General features: G+C 60.7%; 15 protein-coding genes. 7 read left to right on the top strand and 8 right to left on the bottom strand.

From position 1 onward, the window contains the following. Positions 1-78: 78 nt before the first annotated feature. The 3 genes from O0881_RS02540 to O0881_RS02530 all read left to right on the top strand — a co-directional run bounded on the left by O0881_RS02540 (position 79) and on the right by O0881_RS02530 (position 2,348). Positions 79-453, top strand: a complete 375-nt coding sequence (locus tag O0881_RS02540; RefSeq protein WP_289909988.1) for a hypothetical protein — start codon at positions 79-81, stop codon at positions 451-453. Between the two features lie 7 nt (positions 454-460). After that, the gene (locus O0881_RS02535) at positions 461-790 is read left to right on the top strand and encodes a hypothetical protein (protein ID WP_289909985.1); all 330 of its coding nucleotides are present in this window, start codon (positions 461-463) and stop codon (positions 788-790) included. Between the two features lie 85 nt (positions 791-875). Then, positions 876-2,348 (top strand): serine hydrolase, encoded by a 1,473-nt coding sequence (locus O0881_RS02530; protein ID WP_289909983.1) that lies wholly within the window; start codon positions 876-878, stop codon positions 2,346-2,348. Here the strand turns inward: O0881_RS02530 and O0881_RS02525 are convergent. Then, positions 2,345-2,920, bottom strand: a complete 576-nt coding sequence (locus O0881_RS02525; protein ID WP_289904950.1) for a type 1 glutamine amidotransferase family protein — start codon at positions 2,918-2,920, stop codon at positions 2,345-2,347. The genes O0881_RS02530 and O0881_RS02525 overlap by 4 nt on opposite strands. A gap of 217 nt (positions 2,921-3,137) precedes the next feature. Here O0881_RS02525 and O0881_RS02520 point away from each other — a divergent pair, with 217 nt between their 5' ends. Next, positions 3,138-4,787 (top strand): phosphoethanolamine transferase, encoded by a 1,650-nt coding sequence (locus tag O0881_RS02520; RefSeq protein ID WP_289909982.1) that lies wholly within the window; start codon positions 3,138-3,140, stop codon positions 4,785-4,787. A 70-nt stretch (positions 4,788-4,857) separates the two neighbouring features. On the opposite strand, the gene O0881_RS02515 is transcribed toward O0881_RS02520, so the two are convergent. Next, positions 4,858-5,631 carry a ferredoxin--NADP reductase gene (locus O0881_RS02515; RefSeq protein ID WP_035818959.1) on the bottom strand — a complete coding sequence of 258 codons (774 nt, stop codon included), beginning with the start codon at positions 5,629-5,631 and terminating at the stop codon, positions 4,858-4,860. A 409-nt stretch (positions 5,632-6,040) separates the two neighbouring features. Between O0881_RS02515 and O0881_RS02510 the strand changes: the two genes are divergently transcribed. Next, a complete protein-coding gene (locus tag O0881_RS02510) occupies positions 6,041-7,588 on the top strand; it encodes a hypothetical protein (RefSeq protein WP_289909981.1) in 1,548 nt (515 codons plus the stop codon). A gap of 237 nt (positions 7,589-7,825) precedes the next feature. Next, positions 7,826-9,331, top strand: coding sequence for an anion permease (locus tag O0881_RS02505; protein ID WP_289909979.1), 1,506 nt, complete (start codon positions 7,826-7,828; stop codon positions 9,329-9,331). A gap of 18 nt (positions 9,332-9,349) precedes the next feature. Here O0881_RS02505 and O0881_RS02500 read toward each other — a convergent pair whose 3' ends face one another. Next, positions 9,350-9,997 carry a hypothetical protein gene (locus O0881_RS02500; RefSeq protein ID WP_289909978.1) on the bottom strand — a complete coding sequence of 216 codons (648 nt, stop codon included), beginning with the start codon at positions 9,995-9,997 and terminating at the stop codon, positions 9,350-9,352. A gap of 243 nt (positions 9,998-10,240) precedes the next feature. Then, positions 10,241-10,645, bottom strand: a complete 405-nt coding sequence (locus O0881_RS02495; protein ID WP_099667959.1) for a ribonuclease domain-containing protein — start codon at positions 10,643-10,645, stop codon at positions 10,241-10,243. A 494-nt stretch (positions 10,646-11,139) separates the two neighbouring features. On the opposite strand from O0881_RS02495, the gene O0881_RS02490 reads away from it, so the two are divergent. Then, positions 11,140-12,933: an amidohydrolase gene (locus tag O0881_RS02490; protein ID WP_289909977.1), complete on the top strand. Its 1,794-nt coding sequence runs from the start codon at positions 11,140-11,142 to the stop codon at positions 12,931-12,933. Positions 12,934-13,009: 76 nt separating this feature from the next. On the opposite strand, the gene O0881_RS02485 is transcribed toward O0881_RS02490, so the two are convergent. From O0881_RS02485 to O0881_RS02470, 4 genes are all read right to left on the bottom strand, one after another. Next, on the bottom strand, positions 13,010-14,953 hold the full coding sequence (locus O0881_RS02485) for a cytochrome c/FTR1 family iron permease (protein WP_289909975.1): 1,944 nt from the start codon (positions 14,951-14,953) through the stop codon (positions 13,010-13,012). 161 nt (positions 14,954-15,114) lie between these two features. Beyond that, positions 15,115-15,819: a hypothetical protein gene (locus tag O0881_RS02480; protein WP_289909973.1), complete on the bottom strand. Its 705-nt coding sequence runs from the start codon at positions 15,817-15,819 to the stop codon at positions 15,115-15,117. Positions 15,820-15,919: 100 nt separating this feature from the next. After that, positions 15,920-16,954 carry a zinc-dependent alcohol dehydrogenase gene (locus O0881_RS02475; protein WP_251349216.1) on the bottom strand — a complete coding sequence of 345 codons (1,035 nt, stop codon included), beginning with the start codon at positions 16,952-16,954 and terminating at the stop codon, positions 15,920-15,922. Between the two features lie 196 nt (positions 16,955-17,150). Continuing rightward, complete coding sequence (locus tag O0881_RS02470) at positions 17,151-18,161, bottom strand: acetoacetate decarboxylase (ADC) (RefSeq protein ID WP_289909972.1); 1,011 nt, start codon at positions 18,159-18,161, stop codon at positions 17,151-17,153. Positions 18,162-18,163 lie beyond the last annotated feature (2 nt).

Below are 18,163 nucleotides of genomic sequence, written 5' to 3'. Positions count from 1 at the left end.
AAATGGATCGACCATGCGCGCGGGCACGCACTATAATGGCGCCTGTTGAATGGATAAGGCAGGAATCGCTCTATGGACATGGCCATCACAGACAGCTTGCGGCAGCTGGCATATGCGCAGGCCGCCGCGTTCGTGCAGACGCTCGACAGGCGCGATCCTGTTGCGCTGCAACGCGACTGGGGCCTGTCGCCCGGCGTGGCCGACGAGATCATCGAGATGCTCGACAGTTATTTTGCGGCAAACCAGGCGCTGTCCCTGGCGCCGCTGGCGCAAGCCTTCGTGCCGGGCAAGGGTGGCCGCGTGGCCGTCGATGTGTATGCCACCGATGCCGGGCCGCTGGGCCTGGAATGCCTGTTGCTGGCCGATGGCCAGCCGGGCGAGGCAACCTTGCACCTGGAAATGTCCGGCCACGACGGCGCGCTGCGCCTCCATTACCACTACATCGGATCCTGAGAACACCATGACCGCACCGATCAGCGACACACAGCAGCGCATCTGCGACAAATTCGGCTTGCCCGCGCAAGCGCCCGAGCCCATGGTGGCCCTCGCCATCGGCAGCCTGGCCCAGTCGCCCATCTACGGCACGCGCATCGTGCTGCCGGAAAACGGCACCATCAGCTGGTTCATCCACTGCGGCGAGCACGACGATGCCAGCGGCTTTTACCAGCCCCTGCATGCGGACCACCTGCACCAGATGCTGCCGCAGGTGGTCGATTACCTGGCCTTGCCCAGCGGCGCCAGGTTCATTCTCGACCGGGAAGGGTATGAGGATGTGTGGCTGGAAGAGTAACTTTCCGACCGGCAAGATTGTCGTTGACGTTGATAAATAGGTATGGGATGCTGCTGTTCCGTTTTCAACTGTCGAAAGCCTTATCTTGAACCCACGGCTCCCGTCTTTCCTGCTCGTCATGGCGCTCGCTGCCATGGCGGCTCCCGTCACCGCGGCTGCCGCTGCCACCAGCCAGCCGCAAGCCTTGCGCGCGGAACAGGATATCGCCGCCTTTGTGCGCAGCGAAATGCAGGAGCGTCAGATTCCTGGCTTGCAACTGGCAGTGATTCAGCATGGCAAGGTCGTGTTGTCGCGCAATTTTGGCGTGGCCAGCCTGCAATACCAGGTGCCGGTGACGGATGCCAGCCTGTTTTCCATCAATTCGGCAACGAAAGCGTTTGCGGGCGTGGCAGTGATGCAACTGGTGCAAGAGGGCAAGATCGACCTGGCGGCACCCATCGGCCAGTACCTGAAGGGCTTGCCGCCGGCCTGGCAAGCCGTGACGGTGACCCAATTGCTTAACCATACCTCTGGCTTGCCCGACGTGCTGGACCAGCGCAGCGGCAAGCTGGTGGGGCCGCAGCCGGACGATGCCGCTGCGGCGTGGACTGCCGTGCAGGCGCTGCCCGTGGAAGCCCAGCCAGGCGAGCGCTACCGCTATAACCAGACCAATTACGTGTTGCTGGCGCAATTGATCGAGCTGCAAGGCGGCCAGCCCTTTACCGCTTTCATCCAGCGCCGGCAATTCGACGTGGCCGGCATGCCGCACAGCGGCTTTGGCGATGCGAAGGACGTGGTCGCCAACAAGGCCAGTTCCTACGTGCTGGACCGGGGAGGCAAGGGCTACCGCAACGTGATCGAGGATTTCCCCGTGTTCATGCGGGCCGGGGCCGGCATCAACAGCAATGCGGGCGAACTGGCCAACTGGCTGGTCGCGCTGCAGTCGGGGCGCTTGCTGGCGCCCGCCAGCGTGAAACGGCTGTGGCAGCCGACCAGCTTGAAAGACGGCAAGCCGGGGGCGTGGGCGCTGGGCTGGCCCGCCATCGGCCGCGATGCGCACCGCGCCGTGGCCGGTATCGGCGGCGCCCGCTCGGCTTTCTATGTGTATCCGGACGATGGCCTGGCCGTCGTTATCCTGAGCAACCTGGCCGGCGGCCAGCCGGAACAGCTGATCGATACCGTCGCCGGCTTTTACCTTCCCGCCCTGCGCCAGCAGCGCGGCGGCGCGTATGCGGCGCACTTGCTGCGCCAGCAGGCGGCCAGTGCCGGTTTCGACGGGCTGGACAAGAAACTGGCGGCCATCCGGCGCCAGCACGGCTTGTCCGCCCCCACCGAAGACGATTTGAATGCCTGGGGTTACCGCCTGCTGGGCCGGCAGCAGCCGAAACAGGCGGCCGCCGTCTTCGAGCTGGGCGTGCAACTGTACCCGCAAGGGGCGAATGGCCACGACAGCCTGGCCGAAGCGTACGAGGCGGACGGCGCGAAGGCGCAAGCCATCACGCATTACCGCCGTTCGCTGGAACTGGACCCGGGCAATACGCACGCCACCGAGCGCCTGCGCGTGCTGGGCGCCAACTAAGGTGCCGTCTTGCCGTGTTCGGCGCCGTGCATGGCCAGGTAGGCGGCCAGGTTGTCATCGGCGATGTCCAGGGCGCGCAAGACTTCCCGCGTGAAGGTGACGGGCGCCGTGCCGGGCGCCGTGATGATGCGCTGGTCGGCCACGGCCCACGGCACGTCCTGGTACAGGGCGGCGCCCGCATAGCCGGTACCGGCCAGATTGTCGGCGGAATTGGAAGTGTGGCGCACGGTATCGAGCACGCCGGCTTGCGCCAGCACGCGCGTGCCGTCGCAAATGCCTGCCAGCACGACATTCTTGTCGCGGGCGGCGCGCAGCAACGGGCCCAGGTCGGGCGCCTTGCCGCTTTGCCAGTGGCTGCCGCCGCACACCATCAGCAAGTCGAGTTCCTCGAGATTGATTTCTTCCAGCGCCAGTTGCGGCGTGACGAGCATGCCGCCGGACGAAGTGACGGGCAAGCCGCCCGGCGTGGCGAACTGCGTGTAGAAGCCGTAGTACAGGCGCGCCGTGGAATTGATCAGGGCGGTTTCCCAATCGGCAAAGTTCTCGGTCAGAATGGTAATGGCACGTGTCATGAAAAGTCCTGTCGCAGGTGGTGATATCAATATGAATACAGGCTGGCTGGCCTGCTGGTGCCGAAAGCATAATAAAAAGCACTGACAATTTCTGTCAGGAGCCCACGCAAAATGATGGCACGAGTTGCAACAGCCTGCGCTACAATCGCAGGCCCGTTACCGCGGGCATGACCCTGTTCCATGTACGCTTGTTGATTACCTCCTACTTGTCGCCTCCATGCTGATTCTGTTTTGCCGTGCCCTGCTCAGCATTGCTGGCCTGCTGCTGTTCTTCCTCTTCGATCAGTTAAGCGCGAACGAATGCCTGAAATTGAGCGTCTTGCTGGCGGCCTGCCTGCTGGGCGTGGGCGGCGTGCTGCATGCGTGGCGCGGCAATGCCAGCGCCAGCGCGATTACCGTGCTGGTGCGCGTGGTCGTGCCCGTGTTTTACCTCGATGCCGCCATCAAGGGCTTCTTGCGTGGCTATTTTGGCATGCGGCCGAATCCCAATGCGGTTTTACAGGCGATGTTTGCGACAGATCAAGCCGAAACGGGAGAGTTTTTCCTGCACAACAGCGTCGCCCTGGCGCAAGCGGCCGGCTGGTTCGTGCTCGTGACGGCGGCCGTGCTGCTGGCCGACCGCCAGCTGCAGCGCTGGCAGGCCGGGCGCGACAGTACGCCGCCGGGCTTGCCGCAAAAGGGCTTTGCCGTCTTCATGGCCGCATTGCTCGTGTCCTTGCACGTCAATACCACCATGCGGCGCGAAAATCCGGCCCTGTTCTGGCCGCTGCGCTACCAGCAATACAGCGCGCAACTGGCGGCGATGAAGTCCATGCAGCACGCGCTGACGGCGGCCATGGCCGCGCCGCGCGACTGGAACGTGCGCTATGCGGGCGAGGATGCCCGCACCGTCATCCTGGTGATCGGCGAGAGCACCAACCGCGCCTCGATGTCGCTGTATGGCTATCCGCGCGCCACCACGCCCCAGCTCGACGCCCTGCGCTCGAAGTTGCTGGTATTTAACGATGTGATCTCGCCGGCCGCCAGCACGGTGGAGTCGATGATGACGATGCTCACGCCGGCCGATATCGGCAATCCCGATGCGTGGATGGCCAAGCCGAACTTGCTGATGCTGGCCGAGGCGGCCGGCTACAAGACGTTCTGGGTGTCGAACCAGACGCGCAACGATGGCTGGATCGGGCTGCTGGCGGGCGAGGCCGATGAAAGCGACTTCATCAACTACGGCACCGGCCGTGGCGAAAACAATTTTGATGGCAACCTGTTCCAGCCATTCGCCCATGCACTGCGCGACGAGGCGCCGAAAAAGCTCATCGTCGTGCATTTGCTGGGCGCGCATCCCAGCTATGACATGCGCTACCCCAGCCGCTTTGCGCACTTCGACCGGGCGCACGACGCCGTCAGCGCGCAGATGGAACACCAGGGCAGGTCAAGCTGGATACGCAGCCAGCGCGACGAGTACGACAACGCCATCCGCTATGGCGATTATGTGCTCGGTACGCTGATCGGCATGACGGAAAAGGCCAAGACGGACCGCGCCGCGTCGCTGCTGTTCGTTTCCGACCACGGGCAGGAAGTGGGTTACAACCGCAATCACGCGGGCCATTCCGCCTCGGACAAGAGCGGCTATGAAATTCCCATGTTGATCTGGAATAACCGGCAGGCGCCGCAATCGGCGGCCGCGCGCGCCACGCTGGAAAACCGGCCCTACCAGACGGACAAGCTCGATGCGACCGTGCTGGGCTTGCTGAAGATCGAGACGCGCTATTACGCGGCGCAGGACGATATCCTCAGCAGCGCCTTTTTGCCCGTACAGCGCTTCATGAATGGCTTGCGCTACCAGCGCGCCGCTGGCCCGCTGACGCGGTAATGAAAAAGGCCCGGCGCCGCCGCAGTGTGCGGCGGGACCGGGCCCTAGGGTCTTGCGGATACCTTGCGGATTACTTCTCGGCGAACGCGCGCTCGACAACGAAGTCGCCAGGCGTCGAGGTATTGCCTTCCTTGAAGCCACGGGCTTCCAGCATTTCTTTCAGGTCGCGCAGCATGTCCGAGCTGCCGCAGATCATGACGCGGTCTTCGGCAGGATTGAGTGCCGGCACGCCCAGATCTTCTGCCAGCTTGCCGTTTTCGATCAGTTCGGTGATGCGGCCCATGTTGCGGAAGTCTTCACGCGTCACGGTCGGGTAGTAGCGCAGCTTGTCGCTGACCATTTCGCCCAGGAACTCATGCTTCGGCAGGTGCTCTTCCAGCAAATCGTGGTAAGCCAGTTCATCGACCTGGCGCACGCCGTGCACGAGGATCAATTCGTCGAAGCGCTCGTAGATGTCCGGATCGCGCACGATGCTGAGGAAAGGCGCCAGGCCGGTGCCCGTCGACAGCATGTACAGGCGCTTGCCTGGCAGCAGGTAGTCGGATACCAGGGTGCCCGTCGGCTTGCGGCCGACGATCACGGTGTCGCCCACTTGCAAGTGTTGCAGACGCGACGTCAATGGACCGCCCGGTACCTTGATGCTGAAAAATTCCAGGTGGTCTTCGTAATTGGCGCTGGCGATACTGTAGGCGCGCAGCAATGGCTTGCCATCGACGCGCAGGCCGATCATGGTGAAGTGGCCATTCGAGAAACGCAGCGACGGGTCGCGCGTGGTGGTAAAGGAGAACAGGGTATCCGTCCAGTGGTGCACGCTTAAAACGCGCTCTTCATTCATCGAACTCATAGTATTTGTTGGCTGGTCAAAAAAATGGTTAGTTGCTGGCAACTGCTGGCAAAAGTGAAACCCTGTGTAGGCCCAGACGCTATTGTACCGGCCTCCACACGAAATTGTTACCGTCTATCGCCGCCAATGCTGCCGCACACGGTGCCAACATTATAGTGCGGCTGGCAAGTTTGGGCTGAAAACCACCGTGAAAGACGCAGGCGGCATGCGGACTCTTGACCTGGCTCACTTTTTGACGCCCAGGCAGGACAAACATCGTTCAATGCCTGGGGTACATACCGGACAGGGAGTTCCAGATAAGACGGTCCGTGCTTTCAATTTCACCATACATGCCAATTTTGCAAATTTATTGGCGCCAGGAAAGAAAGTTGCACTATAATATTAAAACGTTAACCAATCGCTTGATATTATGACACTGGCTGAAGAGAAGCAAATAGCCGAGATTGAAAACCTCAGGGCGGACCGATTTAAAACAATGAGCACTTTATTTGCCGGATTCAGCTCAACTTTTGGTCTGATTGTGGTTTTTATATATTGTTTCTTTGTGATTGAATTCTTTCCATCGGGTTTGAGTGTAGGCGATACATTATTGTTTATTTTTGTCATGCTCGCCTTTTCCTGTATCGGAGCGCTTTCGGTCATCATGGGTTTTTTCCCCTTTGTTCCCTGGTCCACGCAAAAAACACTACCATCCGGGATTTTAAAGAAAAATGAATATTTGATCGGCCTTGGTGGCATATCGTTGTTGATGGCGTTTGCTTCATTTTTGGCAATAGATGGTGTGGTGAATTCATCCGCGGATAGCGGGAAACACGGGATTGCACTTCTTGTTGCAGCTTCATGTTTGATTTTTATTTATTGGCATCTTGCCTATGATTTGACGGAGGATGCCTGGCTTGCTTCAATGAATGTTGTTCCACTAATTATTTCCACGCTGGCATTGGGAACTACTGCTGCACTGATCAAACCTGCCCATCAGGGTGGATTTATGGGCTTCGTGAGTATAGCGACAGTTATTTTATTTTCAGGCATGTTTTTGAGTCTGGGAATTTCGATGTTCTCCACATCCTTGCCGCTTTCCCCGCCGGCGCCCCCTGTACCGCCCGTTCCTCCCGGCCCACTTACGGCTAATCCCGACCGTTATCGTAGAGCTTATGCTTGTATCATGGTGGGCGTCCTATTTGCTTATATTCCATTATTAGCGGGAAAACAAAGTTTTAATTATGTAATGAGCGGCCTTGGTCTGCGATCCGATTCTGTATTGGTCGTCAATAAAGCGAATTTTTCGATAATGCAGGCTGCAGCGGATGCCAAGGGCGTATTGCTGCATAGCTGCAGGTTTGATAGCGAAAGCTACTCGATCAGCAATATGCGTGTTTTGTGGCACGGCATCGGTCTTCGTAGTTATGTCGAATTGAAGGGAAAAGGTTTTGATGGCGAAAATATGGTGCGGATTGAGCTGGACAGTGCAGGCATTAAGGTTTCAAGGGGAGGAGAGCATAAAGCATGTGGGGAATTGGCAAATAGAATATATTTTGATTCTGAGAAGTATACTCTCGATAATGGTCAGTGGCTTATCTCAAAGTCTTTCGTTGATAAATTTATACATGCGTCAAAAAATGACTTGCCGAAAAAAATTATTATTGTGGGATTCGCCGATCCCATGCCTCGTAAAATGGAGGGGAATTTTGTATTGGCCCATAAAAGAGCCTGCACAGTTTTCCATCAATTGGTAGACGACGGACTAATTAAAAAAATGGATGCATTGATCGATGTGCGCCTTGATCGCGATAACATGGGCGGCTGTGGCGAGATCAAGGAGGCGATCAAGCAGCGTGCCTGTTTCGAGCAAGGCCGCCGTGTTGAACTTCAGATCGTTGAAGGGGCAGGGGAGGTTGCGCGGGCCGGGACGGCGGACGCCTTGACGGCATGCGGCTCGACTGCCAAGAAAAAGTGAGCAGGACCCCTGGTCTGGTCTTAGGGCCGCGCCCAGATCAACGATTTGAAAGTTAGTTGAGGCGGGCGGCGTTGCAGGGCAGGGGCCGCACCAACCTTGCGTGTATGATATTGCCGAACAGAATTGTTGGGCATCTGCCATCTTGCGGGCGCGTGGTTTGTGCGCCTTCCAGCCCATGAATCTGCGTGCACGATTCCGACCGCGAGGATGCCTGACCCACAGCGAAAGGTAATAAAGATGTATAAAACAGTGCGCGACATGTTCCTGCATTTCAAGGAAGCCGTCCCATTCCGCCTCGTCCCCGCCCTGATTTGCACGGCCTTGCTGGTGAGCATGCTATTGCTGCCGGCGCCGGATGGCTTGACGCCCAAGGCCTGGGGCCTGGTGGCGATCTTCCTCACCACGATTTTGGCGATCATCCTGAAAGTCATGCCGATCGGCGTGATGGCGATGATGGCCATCGTCATCGTGTCCTTGTCGCAAGTGACGTCGACCTCGTCCAAGGGCGCCATCACGGATGCGCTCAGCAGTTTTTCGAATCCCCTGATCTGGCTGATCGTCGTGGCGATCCTGATTTCGCGCGGCTTGAAAAAGACGGGATTGGGCAGCCGCATCGGCTTGCTGTTCATCTCGCTGCTGGGCAAGCGCACCATGGGCATCGGCTATGGCCTGGCGATTTGCGAACTGGTGCTGGCACCGTTTACGCCAAGTAACACGGCGCGCGGCGGCGGCATCGTCCACCCCGTCATGAAATCGATCGCCAACGCCTTCGATTCGGACCCGGCCAAGGGCACGGAAAAGAAGGTGGGCACCTATCTGGCTCTCGTCAACTATCACGCCAACCCGATCACGTCGGCCATGTTCCTGACGGCCACGGCGCCGAACCCGCTGGTGGTCGACTTCGTGGCCAAGGCCAGCGGCCAGGCTTTCCACCTGACATGGACGACCTGGGCCCTGTGCATGCTGCTGCCGGGCCTGGTCTGCCTGCTGGCGATGCCGTTGATCATCTACTGGCTGTCGCCGCCGGAACTGAAAGCCACGCCCGACGCCGTCACCTATGCCAAGGCGGAACTGAAAAGCATGGGCCCGCTGTCACCGTCGGAAAAAGTCATGCTGGGCACCTTCGCCTTGCTGCTCTTGCTGTGGGCCAACGTCCCAGCCATGCTGTTCGGTCCCGCGTTTTCGCTCGATGCCACGGTCGTCGCCTTTGTCGGCTTGTTCGTGCTGATCATTACCGGCACCATCGACTGGGATGACGTGCTGTCGGAAAAGAGCGCCTGGGATACCCTCGTGTGGTTCGGCGCGCTCGTCATGATGGCCGAGCAATTGAACAAGACGGGCGTGATCGCCTGGTTCTCGGCCGGCATGAAGGCGGCGATTATCGCCAGCGGCATGGACTGGCTGCCGATCGCCGGCGTCCTCGTGCTGGTCTTTGTCTTCTCGCATTACTTCTTTGCCAGCACGACGGCCCACATCAGCGCCATGCTGCTGGCCTTCCTGACGGTGGGTCTGCACCTGATCCCGGCCGAATACCACGTGCCGTTCATGCTGATGATGACGGCCGGCTCGGCCATCATGATGACACTGACCCACTATGCGACGGGCACGTCGCCCATCATCTTCGGCAGCGGCTTCGTGACCATGGGCAACTGGTGGCGCGTCGGTTTCATCATGTGCGTGGTGGAACTGCTGATCTTTGCCGTCGTGGGCACCACCTGGTGGAAAGTGCTCGGCTACTGGTAACGCAGGCTGTCACCGCCGCTACAGCTGGCGCGCCAGACTCTGCACCGTCGCCAGGCAGTGCTTGAGCTCGCCGCCCGCGGCGCGCTTCCACAGGGCGGCCGCCTGCGACCACGCTTTTTGCGCCAGCAAGTCCTTGATTTCTCTCTGCAATTCGCCCGGCAAGCCGCCGAACTGGCGCAGTTCCAGTGTACGGGGCTGGCCGTGGCGGCCCGCCGGGTCGTTTTCTTCCAGCGCATCATGCAGGCTGCCGGGCTGGTGCGGCGTGCCGGCCTCATCCACATACGCCAGTTGCACGTCGGGGGCATCGGCGACGTCGTAACCGAGGTCGCCGCAAGGCTCGTCGACCAACTGGGCGATGTTATAGATCGTCAATACCTGCGCGGAACGCACGACGTCCGTCAGGTCGTGCACGTCGACGCCCGCGTCCAGCAGGCGCTGCAGGGCAGGGGAGTTGATGAAGGGAAAGCCTGATTCTCCCAGTTCGCGCCAGCGTTCCAGCCACAGCGGCTGCGGCATGGACTCGTCGACGACGTTGGACCACAGGCCGCGCAGCAGCAACTGCTGCAGCAAGGGACCATATTTCTTGTGTTGAATATCTTGCGCGAGGGCGTCTGCCTGCGCCGCATCGATGCCGCATTCCTGCAATCGCCCGGTGATCGTTGTCATTCCCGCCGCCAGCCTTTCCATTTCATCTTGTCCAGGCGGCATCATATACGCAAGTGGGCGGTTCCCGCATGCACGCTTGATGAGTTGTTGTAGATCAAAGCCTGTTTTGCGGACCTACGTTAATATCCATTAAATGGGCGCAGTCAGCACAGTTGAATATCGAGCCTGATATGCGGGTATTTCAAGCGGCACCAGGTATTTACCTGAGCCGCTTGAATCACGCTGGAAATTAATAAAGAACGATTAATTCTTCAGGCTGCAAAAGGAAGCATAGTGGTCTTGCGTGTAATAGCGTTCCACCAGCTTGCGTTTGCCCGCCGGAGTCTGCACGAGCAATACCGCGCGATGCGAACCTGCTCCGCCATCGCCGCCGATACCCAGATAATATTCATAATAAATCTCGTCCTTGCCGGCGGCAGGGAGACGCTTTTCATTATTATTGAAGACGGTATTGCCCGGACCGCCCGCCACCGCGCTCGTTTTCGCGTTGCGGTATGCGTCGTATTCGCTATTTTGCGGGGTGGGCAGGGTTTTGCTGGGTTCCCTTTTGCCGCAATCGGGGATTTTTGCCGCATAGGCTTGGGAAGAGAACAGGGCGCCTGCCACGATAAGACCAAGCGACCAGGTTGTTGCGCGTTGAATTTTCATCGGTAAGCTTTCGTTGGTGCTGCGTTCAATGGATGGGCTATTGCGGATGCGGCCGGAATCCGGGCGGCCGGTGTCATCACTGCAATGCTGAATATAGTTGGATTTTTAAAAAAATTACTATTCAATTGTCACGCGTTGATAAATTGCCATATATTTACCTCAAGGAAACTATATGGGGCATTGCGGAAAATAAATCCAAGGCAAGGAATGGAAAGCAGCCGCTCCGCCATTTACATTGACGTGACAATGTTTGAGTTTTTTTGATCGGCAATTCGTTATGCTTCGAAGAAGTTACTGGCAAAAAGCAAGCCAGTCCAGGCGTCGCGTTTTCCCGATATTCTGTTGTTGGGCATATTCGAGCCGGAATAAAGGATGACTTCATTGATTTAAATCATTAACCTCTGATAGGAATCTGCATGAGCCATGACCACCTCGGTTGCGCCTGCTGCAACCTGCCTCACCTGCCTCACCTGCCTACGCTGACAAGCGGCCTGTTGACGGGAACCGCACTCAGCGGCGAACTGGACGCGGCGTTCCAGCAGGCATATCCCCAGCACGCCCAGAAACTGACGCCGCAAGCGACGATTTTCCATAACGGTAACATTCATACCATGGCCGCGGATGGCAGCGACCAGGTGGCGGCGCTGGGTATCGCCGGCGGCACCATCATTGCCACCGGCACGCTGCACGAGGTGCGCCAGGCCATGCAGCCGCATCAGGCAAGCGAGGTGGACCTGGACGGCCGCACCTTGCTGCCGGGCTTCGTCGAACCCCATATGCACATCCTGCCCAGCGCGCTGTACAAGAGCTGGCTGTCGCTCACGCCGTTCCTGAGCGCACCCCGGCAGCAGGAACTGGATCCGGAATACAGTTTCAAGAGCATCAGTTGGCGAATCGGCGCGGCGCTGGGGCAGCCGGATCAGCTGCCGAAAGACAAGAAAGGCAACCCTTGGGTGCTGGGCTTCGGCGTCGATCCCTCGCTGATGCAGTCGTGGGAAGACATCACCGCCAGCGAGCTCGATAAGCTGAGCAGCACGGTGCCCATCCTGCTGATGAACTCGTCCGGCCACCTGGCCTATCTCAATACCGCGGCACTGAAGGCGGCGAACATCGAAGACAGCCCTTCCGGCGTGCTGACCGAAATCAGGATCGCCAAGGCGCTGCTGGTTGCGCCGCTGCCCAAGCTGCCGGAATTTATAACGTGCCTGAAGCAGGTGCTGGACAACGCCTCGGCCATGGGCTTTACCAGCGTCTTCGACGCGGGCCTGGGCGCCACCGATGCGCCGCTGGTGGAAATCGGTTTGCTCAAGCTGGCGGCCCATCTCGGTCCCGTGCGCATCGGTGCGGCGCTGTTCACCAAACCCGACGAAAAAGCACTGGACAATTGGCTCGATCATTACAAGCCGGACCTGGACAATCACGGCGACCAGCGTTTCAGCATCAAGGCGATCAAGCTGATCGCGGACGGCTCCAACCAGGGCTTGACCGGTTATCAGAGCCAGCCCTATGCCTGCTCGGATGAACATTCGATACCTGAGGTGCCGCCCACCGGCTTGAGCAATTACCCCGACACGTCCGTGTTTTCCCGCATGCTGGACAAGGCGGTGGGGCGCGGCTGGCCCGTGCTGGTCCATGCCAACGGCGACAAAGCGGTGGAATATGTGCTGCACAGCTACGACAAGGTACTGACGCCACGGCCAGGCGGCATTAGCGAAGAGGAAGCGCAAAAGCGGCGCCAGCTGCGCCTGCGCGTCGAGCATGCCTCGCTGCTGAATGATGAGGCCATCACGAAAATGGCGACACTGCAGCTGAACCCCAGTTTCCTCATCGGCCACGTCGGCTATTGGGGACACACCTTCCAGCAGACCATTTTTGGACAGGAGCGGGCCCAGTTGCTGGACCGTTGCCACTCGGCATTGAATGCGGGCATGCACATCAGCTTGCACTCTGACCATTTCGTCTCGCCGCTGGGCCCCTTGCGCATGATGGAGCAGGCGGTGTTCCGTACCATGGAAGGTGCGCCAGGGAAAGAGGTGCTGAATCCGGACGAGCGCATCAGCCGCATGGCGGGATTGCGCGCCGTCACGCTCGATGCCGCCTGGCATTGCCACATGGATCATCTGGTGGGCTCGCTGGAAGCCGGCAAGCGGGCCGACCTGGTGATCCTGGCGCAAGACCCGCTGGACGAGAACGTGCGCAAGCTGCGCGACATCGTGGTGGAGGAAACCTGGCTGGCAGGGGTGCAAGTGCACAGCGCCGCCACATCCGCAGGGGCAGTGACGCGATAAGCAGCCGTAATGTAAAAGCCCCCGATAGCTGCAGGCAGCTACCGGGGGCTTTCAGTTACTGCAGGGCGTCACAGGGTCAGGCCAGCTTGTGCTTGCCTGCCGAGAAACGGTTCCAGCCATAGCCGGCGACGATGATGGCCAGGATGGCAGCCTGCGCCAGCAAGGTTTCCAGGGTCGGCAGGATGCCCAGCAAGTCGATACGCATGAAATCGACGGGGGTGACGCCGACCCAGCCCGCTTCCTGCAGCGCGGCCACGCCTTTGCCCATCAAAATCACGGCCAGCACGGCCACGAAGGCAGACGTCCACGAGAAGAATTTGCCGATCGGCATGCGGGCGCTCGTGCGCAGCAAGGCCCAGGCGATCACCACCAGCAGCACGATGGCCACGAGGAAGCCGCCCAGCAGGGCGCCGCCATTGCCGTCCGCCGCCAGGGCGGAATAGAACAGCACGGTTTCAAAGACTTCGCGGTAGACGGCGATGAAGGCCAGGGCGAACAGGCCCCAGGCGGAGCGCCGCGACATCGCCGCCGTGAGTTTTTCGTGCAGGTATTCCTGCCAGCGCCCGGCGCTGCTCTTCTGGTGCATCCACAAGCCCACGCTGAGCAAGACCAGGGCCGCAAACACGGAACCGAGTCCTTCGCTCACTTCACGGCTGGCGCCGCTGATGGTCACCAGATACGTTGCCGCCACCCATGTCAGGCCGCCTGCCACCAGCGCGCTGGCCCAGCCCGCATGCACGTAGGGCAGCACATCGTTGCGCTTGGCCTTGCGCAGGAAGGCGATGATGCCGATCACGATCAGCAGCGCTTCCACGCCTTCGCGCAGCAGGATCGTCAGGGCGCCGATAAAGGTCGTCATCGGCTCGGCCTTGGCGTCGCCCAGCTCCGCTTCCACGTGGGTAAACAGTTGCTGCAGCTTTTCTCCCGCCGCCTCGGCCTCGGCCACCGTGCCCTTGGCCACGGCGGAACGGTAAGCCAGCATGGCGTTTTCCACGGCCAGCAGCAAGGACTTGTTGCGCGCGCCGACCATCGGCTCGATCGGTTCGAAGCCGTCCAGGTAGGCCGACAGGCCCAGGCGCGTGGCGCCCGCGCGGTCGCCCGCGTGCATGGCCGCCAGGCTTTCCGCCAGGCGCAAGCGCGACAGGGCCAGGCCGGCCGGCTTGTGCGCCTCGGCCTTGTCCGGGTGGCTGCGCAGGTAGGCCGTCAGCGCCTGGGCTTCGTCCGCGCCCAGCTTGGCGGCGGCCGCTTCCTGCGTCAGCGTCGTCACGGCAGCCAGGTCGGCGTACAGTTTTTTGCTACGCGGATCGTCCTGCCACAGCTTTTCGCCGCGCGCGCTTGCCGCCGCGTCGTGCGACATGCCGCCGATATAGAACGCCAGGTCCCAGCGCTCGTTGTCGGACAACTGGCCGAAACTGGCCATCGAGGTGCCGGACACGCCTTGCGAAATGACCTGGTACAGCGCCATCAGGCTGCGCGACTGCGCTCGTTCGCCATCCGTGAAGGCGATCGGCTTCGGTTCCAGGCTGGCCGCCAGCGGACCGTCGCCGCCGCCGGCCACGCCGTGGCAAGACGCGCACTGGGCCGCGTACAGGGCCGCGCCGCGCGCCAGGTTGGGCAGCACTTTCGGCGCCACGGGAATCGGGTAGGCGGCAATCAGCAAGCCGTTCGCGTGGTGCGCCAGGCGCTTGACTTCCACGCCGTCCGCCTTGGCGACGACGGCCGCGCGCAGGTCGGCGATGGCGGCGGCAATGGCCGCCTTGGAAGCGTGGGCGGGCAGGGCGGCGATCTGCGTCGTCGCGTTGTCCGTGAAATCGAGCATTTCCGCGTATTCCGCTTCGCTGACCACTTTGCCGTGCTCGACGGCGCCGCTGTAATCGACGGCAACATAATCAATCAATTGCCACAACTGCTTGGCGCCGGCGCCCTGGTCGGCCACTTGCGCTTGCGCGCTTCCTGCCAGCAACAGGCTGACCGCCACGAGCGGATAGCACACGAGCCATTTCTTAATAGAACTGAACATGATTCTCATTCTCATTCTCATTTGTCGTTAACCCGGCGACTATAGGACAGACAGTGCGGGGTGTCAACGGCGCACGGGCGTGCGCGGGCGCAAACAGCGCTATCCTGGTCAATATGCTTGACCAGGACGGCGTGCATGGAGAATGAAACGAGGGGGGAAGGTTATTGCTTCGATGCCGCTTTCGCGTACAGGCCCCTGGCCAGTCCGTTGTCCGCATCGTCGACCTTCAGGCCGCCCTTGACGACGCGCAAGGCCAGCTTCTGGAACGCCTGGCCCCGCAACCACTGGGGATCGGTGACGGCGAACGCGGCGATGCGTTCCTGCGCGCGCGCGGCCGGCACGGCCAGCCATTGATAGTCGGCCTTCGATCCCTGGCGGCGCAAGCCGGCGCGCACCCAGCGTTCCGACGCCGGCATGCGGACGATGGCGTCGCCGTTCGCCACGCTGACGGCCGTGGCCGTCTTGCCGCTTTGCGCTTCGAACTTCACTTCCACGCCGGGCATCGGCCCCACTTGGGGGTAGCCGACGATGGCCACCCACACGCCCGCTTCGGCGGGTTTCTGGATGCGCATTTCCGCTTCCTCGAACACGCGAAACTGCGGCTCCTTGCCGCCGTTGCCCGCCTCCAGGGTCACCAGGTCGCCGGCAACGCGCCACTCGCCGCTGGCTTGCTCGTCGGTATTGCCATAACTGAGCATCCATTCGAAGGTGCCGTCCTTTTTCAGCAGCAGTTCGGAGCCCGTTTCCATGACGCCTTGCAGGTAATAGTGTCCGGGCAGCGTAGCCGGGGCCGGCTCGGCCGCGCTGGCCGAAAACGACCAGGCGAGGGCGGCGCAGGCCAGCAGGCGGGAGAGGGATTTCTTCATCGGTGTATCCTCGGTGTGTCTTTTAGGAAATGCCATCATAGCAACATCAATCTCATTGCCGTCGCACGACACACCGCGCAGCCTGCCGGTGGCGTGCCGCTCAGCTGCCGCTGAAATCGAGCACCACGCGCGAGGCAACCTGGCCATGTTCCAGCCGGCTGAAGATCTCGTTGATGGCCGACAGCGGCTGCAATTCCACGCCGGCCTTGACCTTGCCGGTGGCGGCGAAGGCGAGCGCCTCGGCCATGTCCTGGCGCGTGCCCACAAAAGAGCCGCGTATCGTCACGCAATTGGCGACCACGTCGAACAGCGGCGTCGGGAAGTCACCCGGCGGCAAGCCGACCAATACGCAGGTGCCGCGCTTGCGCGTCATCGCCACGCCTTGCTGGAAGGCATCGATCGACGGCGCCGTGATCAGCACGCCGTGGGCGCCGCCCCCGGTCGCTTCGCGCAAGGCCGCAACCGGGTCGCCCTGGCGCGCATTGATGGTCACTTCGGCGCCCAGGGCGCGCGCGTGCTCCAGCTTGCCTTCATCGATGTCGACGGCCGCCACGCGCAAGCCCATGGCCACCGCATATTCGATGGCCAGGTGGCCCAGTCCGCCGATGCCGGACACGGCCAGCCACTGGCCCGGCCGCGCGCCCGTTTCCTTGATGCCCTTGTAACTGGTCACGCCGGCGCAGATGATGGGCGCCGCCTGCACGGCGGACAAGCCGGCCGGAATGTGCGCGACGTAGCGCGGGTCGGCCAGGATGTATTCGGCAAAGCCGCCATTCTTGGTGTAGCCGCCGAACTGCGCCTCGGCGCACACGGTTTCCCAGGCTGCCAGGCAATGTTCGCAATGGCCGCAAGCCGAATACAGCCAGGGCACGCCGACCCGGTCGCCCAGCTGCACTTCCGTCACGCCCGTGCCCACGGCCACCACGAGGCCGATGCCTTCGTGGCCGGGAATGAACGGCGGCGTCGGCTTGACGGGCCAGTCGCCGCGCGCCGCATGCAAGTCCGTGTGGCACACGCCGCACGCTTCCGTCTTGACGAGGATCTGGCCGGGGCCGGGCACCGGCACGGCGACGTCGCGCAGCACCAGCGGTTGACCCAGCTGTTCGACAACGGCGGCTTTCATGGTGGTGGGGATCATGTTATTCCTTATGTAGTGGCAAATGCAGGACGCAGGCGCTCTGCCATGGTCTGTTCAACAGAGGCTTGCGAATGCTCATATTCTGCTGCACACAATAGGAAAATTGATTGATCTACATCAACATATGCCGGGAGGAGAGGCGATAAAAAAAGCACCTGGAACGGTGCTTTTTCGCTGGCGGCTGTTTAGCCAATCACTTGCCGGCTCCGAGGGTTGCCAGCGGCTGCGGGGCATACAGCGCATTCTGGAAGGCCGGCACGTATTCATAGCTCATCATCTTCCCCAGCTTCAATGATTTGATATACGTGGAAAAACTGCCGTCGCCCAGTTTCAGGTCGACCGATTCCGCGCGCGTGCTCGATGCATGGCTCAGCAGGCGGGAAACGGCATAGCCATACGTCAGCTTGCCGGCGCCATCCTTGTTGGTGAAGCTGTTGCTCACGACTTCGGCCTCGTGCGACAGGTCGCCCAGTTTCTTTCCTTCGAAAACAAAATCCAGCTTGCCCGTCGCGCTGTCCGTGACGGCAAAGGAAACGCTTGCTTCAGTTTCCTGTATGTCGATACCGGTCAGCCACTTGGGCAAGTTGTAGCCAACCACGCCACGCACCCTGGCCAGTTCCGTGTTCACGGGAAGCTTGAGCACATAGCCCCAGAAATCATGGGACAGCGATTGGCCCAGCAAGGTCAAGGGGCCAAAACTGGTAGTGCCGGGCTTGTTGGTCACAATCGCCAATGAAATTTCATTGTAGCTGTCGTTGTCGCAGTATTCATAGGCGTAGGCCGTCAACGCCACGGCCCCCCGGCCTGGCCACACTTGCAGCGGCTGGACTGCCTTCAATATGTCTTCCGGCATCAATTCCTTCAAGCGGGCAAGGTCGGCCGTAAATACCGCCGTGATCTTGCGGTTCTTGTAATAGAAATTCGGCGAATACGAGGCAAAGCCGATGTCGACCTTTTCTTTCTGCATGCCCTTGAACCAGCTCAGATCAAGGTCCGGCGCTTCCGACGCAATGACCGATAAGGGCAGATTCGAGCGGAAGCGCTCGTACAGGCCGCCAGCCGCCACGGGGACGGCATGGCCGGCGATATCGATGATGACGGGCGTGTTTTCGGCAGGAGTTTCGGCCCGCGCCGGGTTTGCGGCTAGACTCAGCATCAATGTCGATACTGAGGCGGCGACTGCCGCGGCAATTTTCATGTTCATGG

This window comes from Janthinobacterium sp. SUN100 (assembly GCF_030397705.1).
Classification (GTDB): Bacteria; Pseudomonadota; Gammaproteobacteria; order Burkholderiales; family Burkholderiaceae_D; genus Janthinobacterium; species Janthinobacterium kumbetense.
This window is presented reverse-complemented; position numbering and strand designations above follow the sequence as displayed.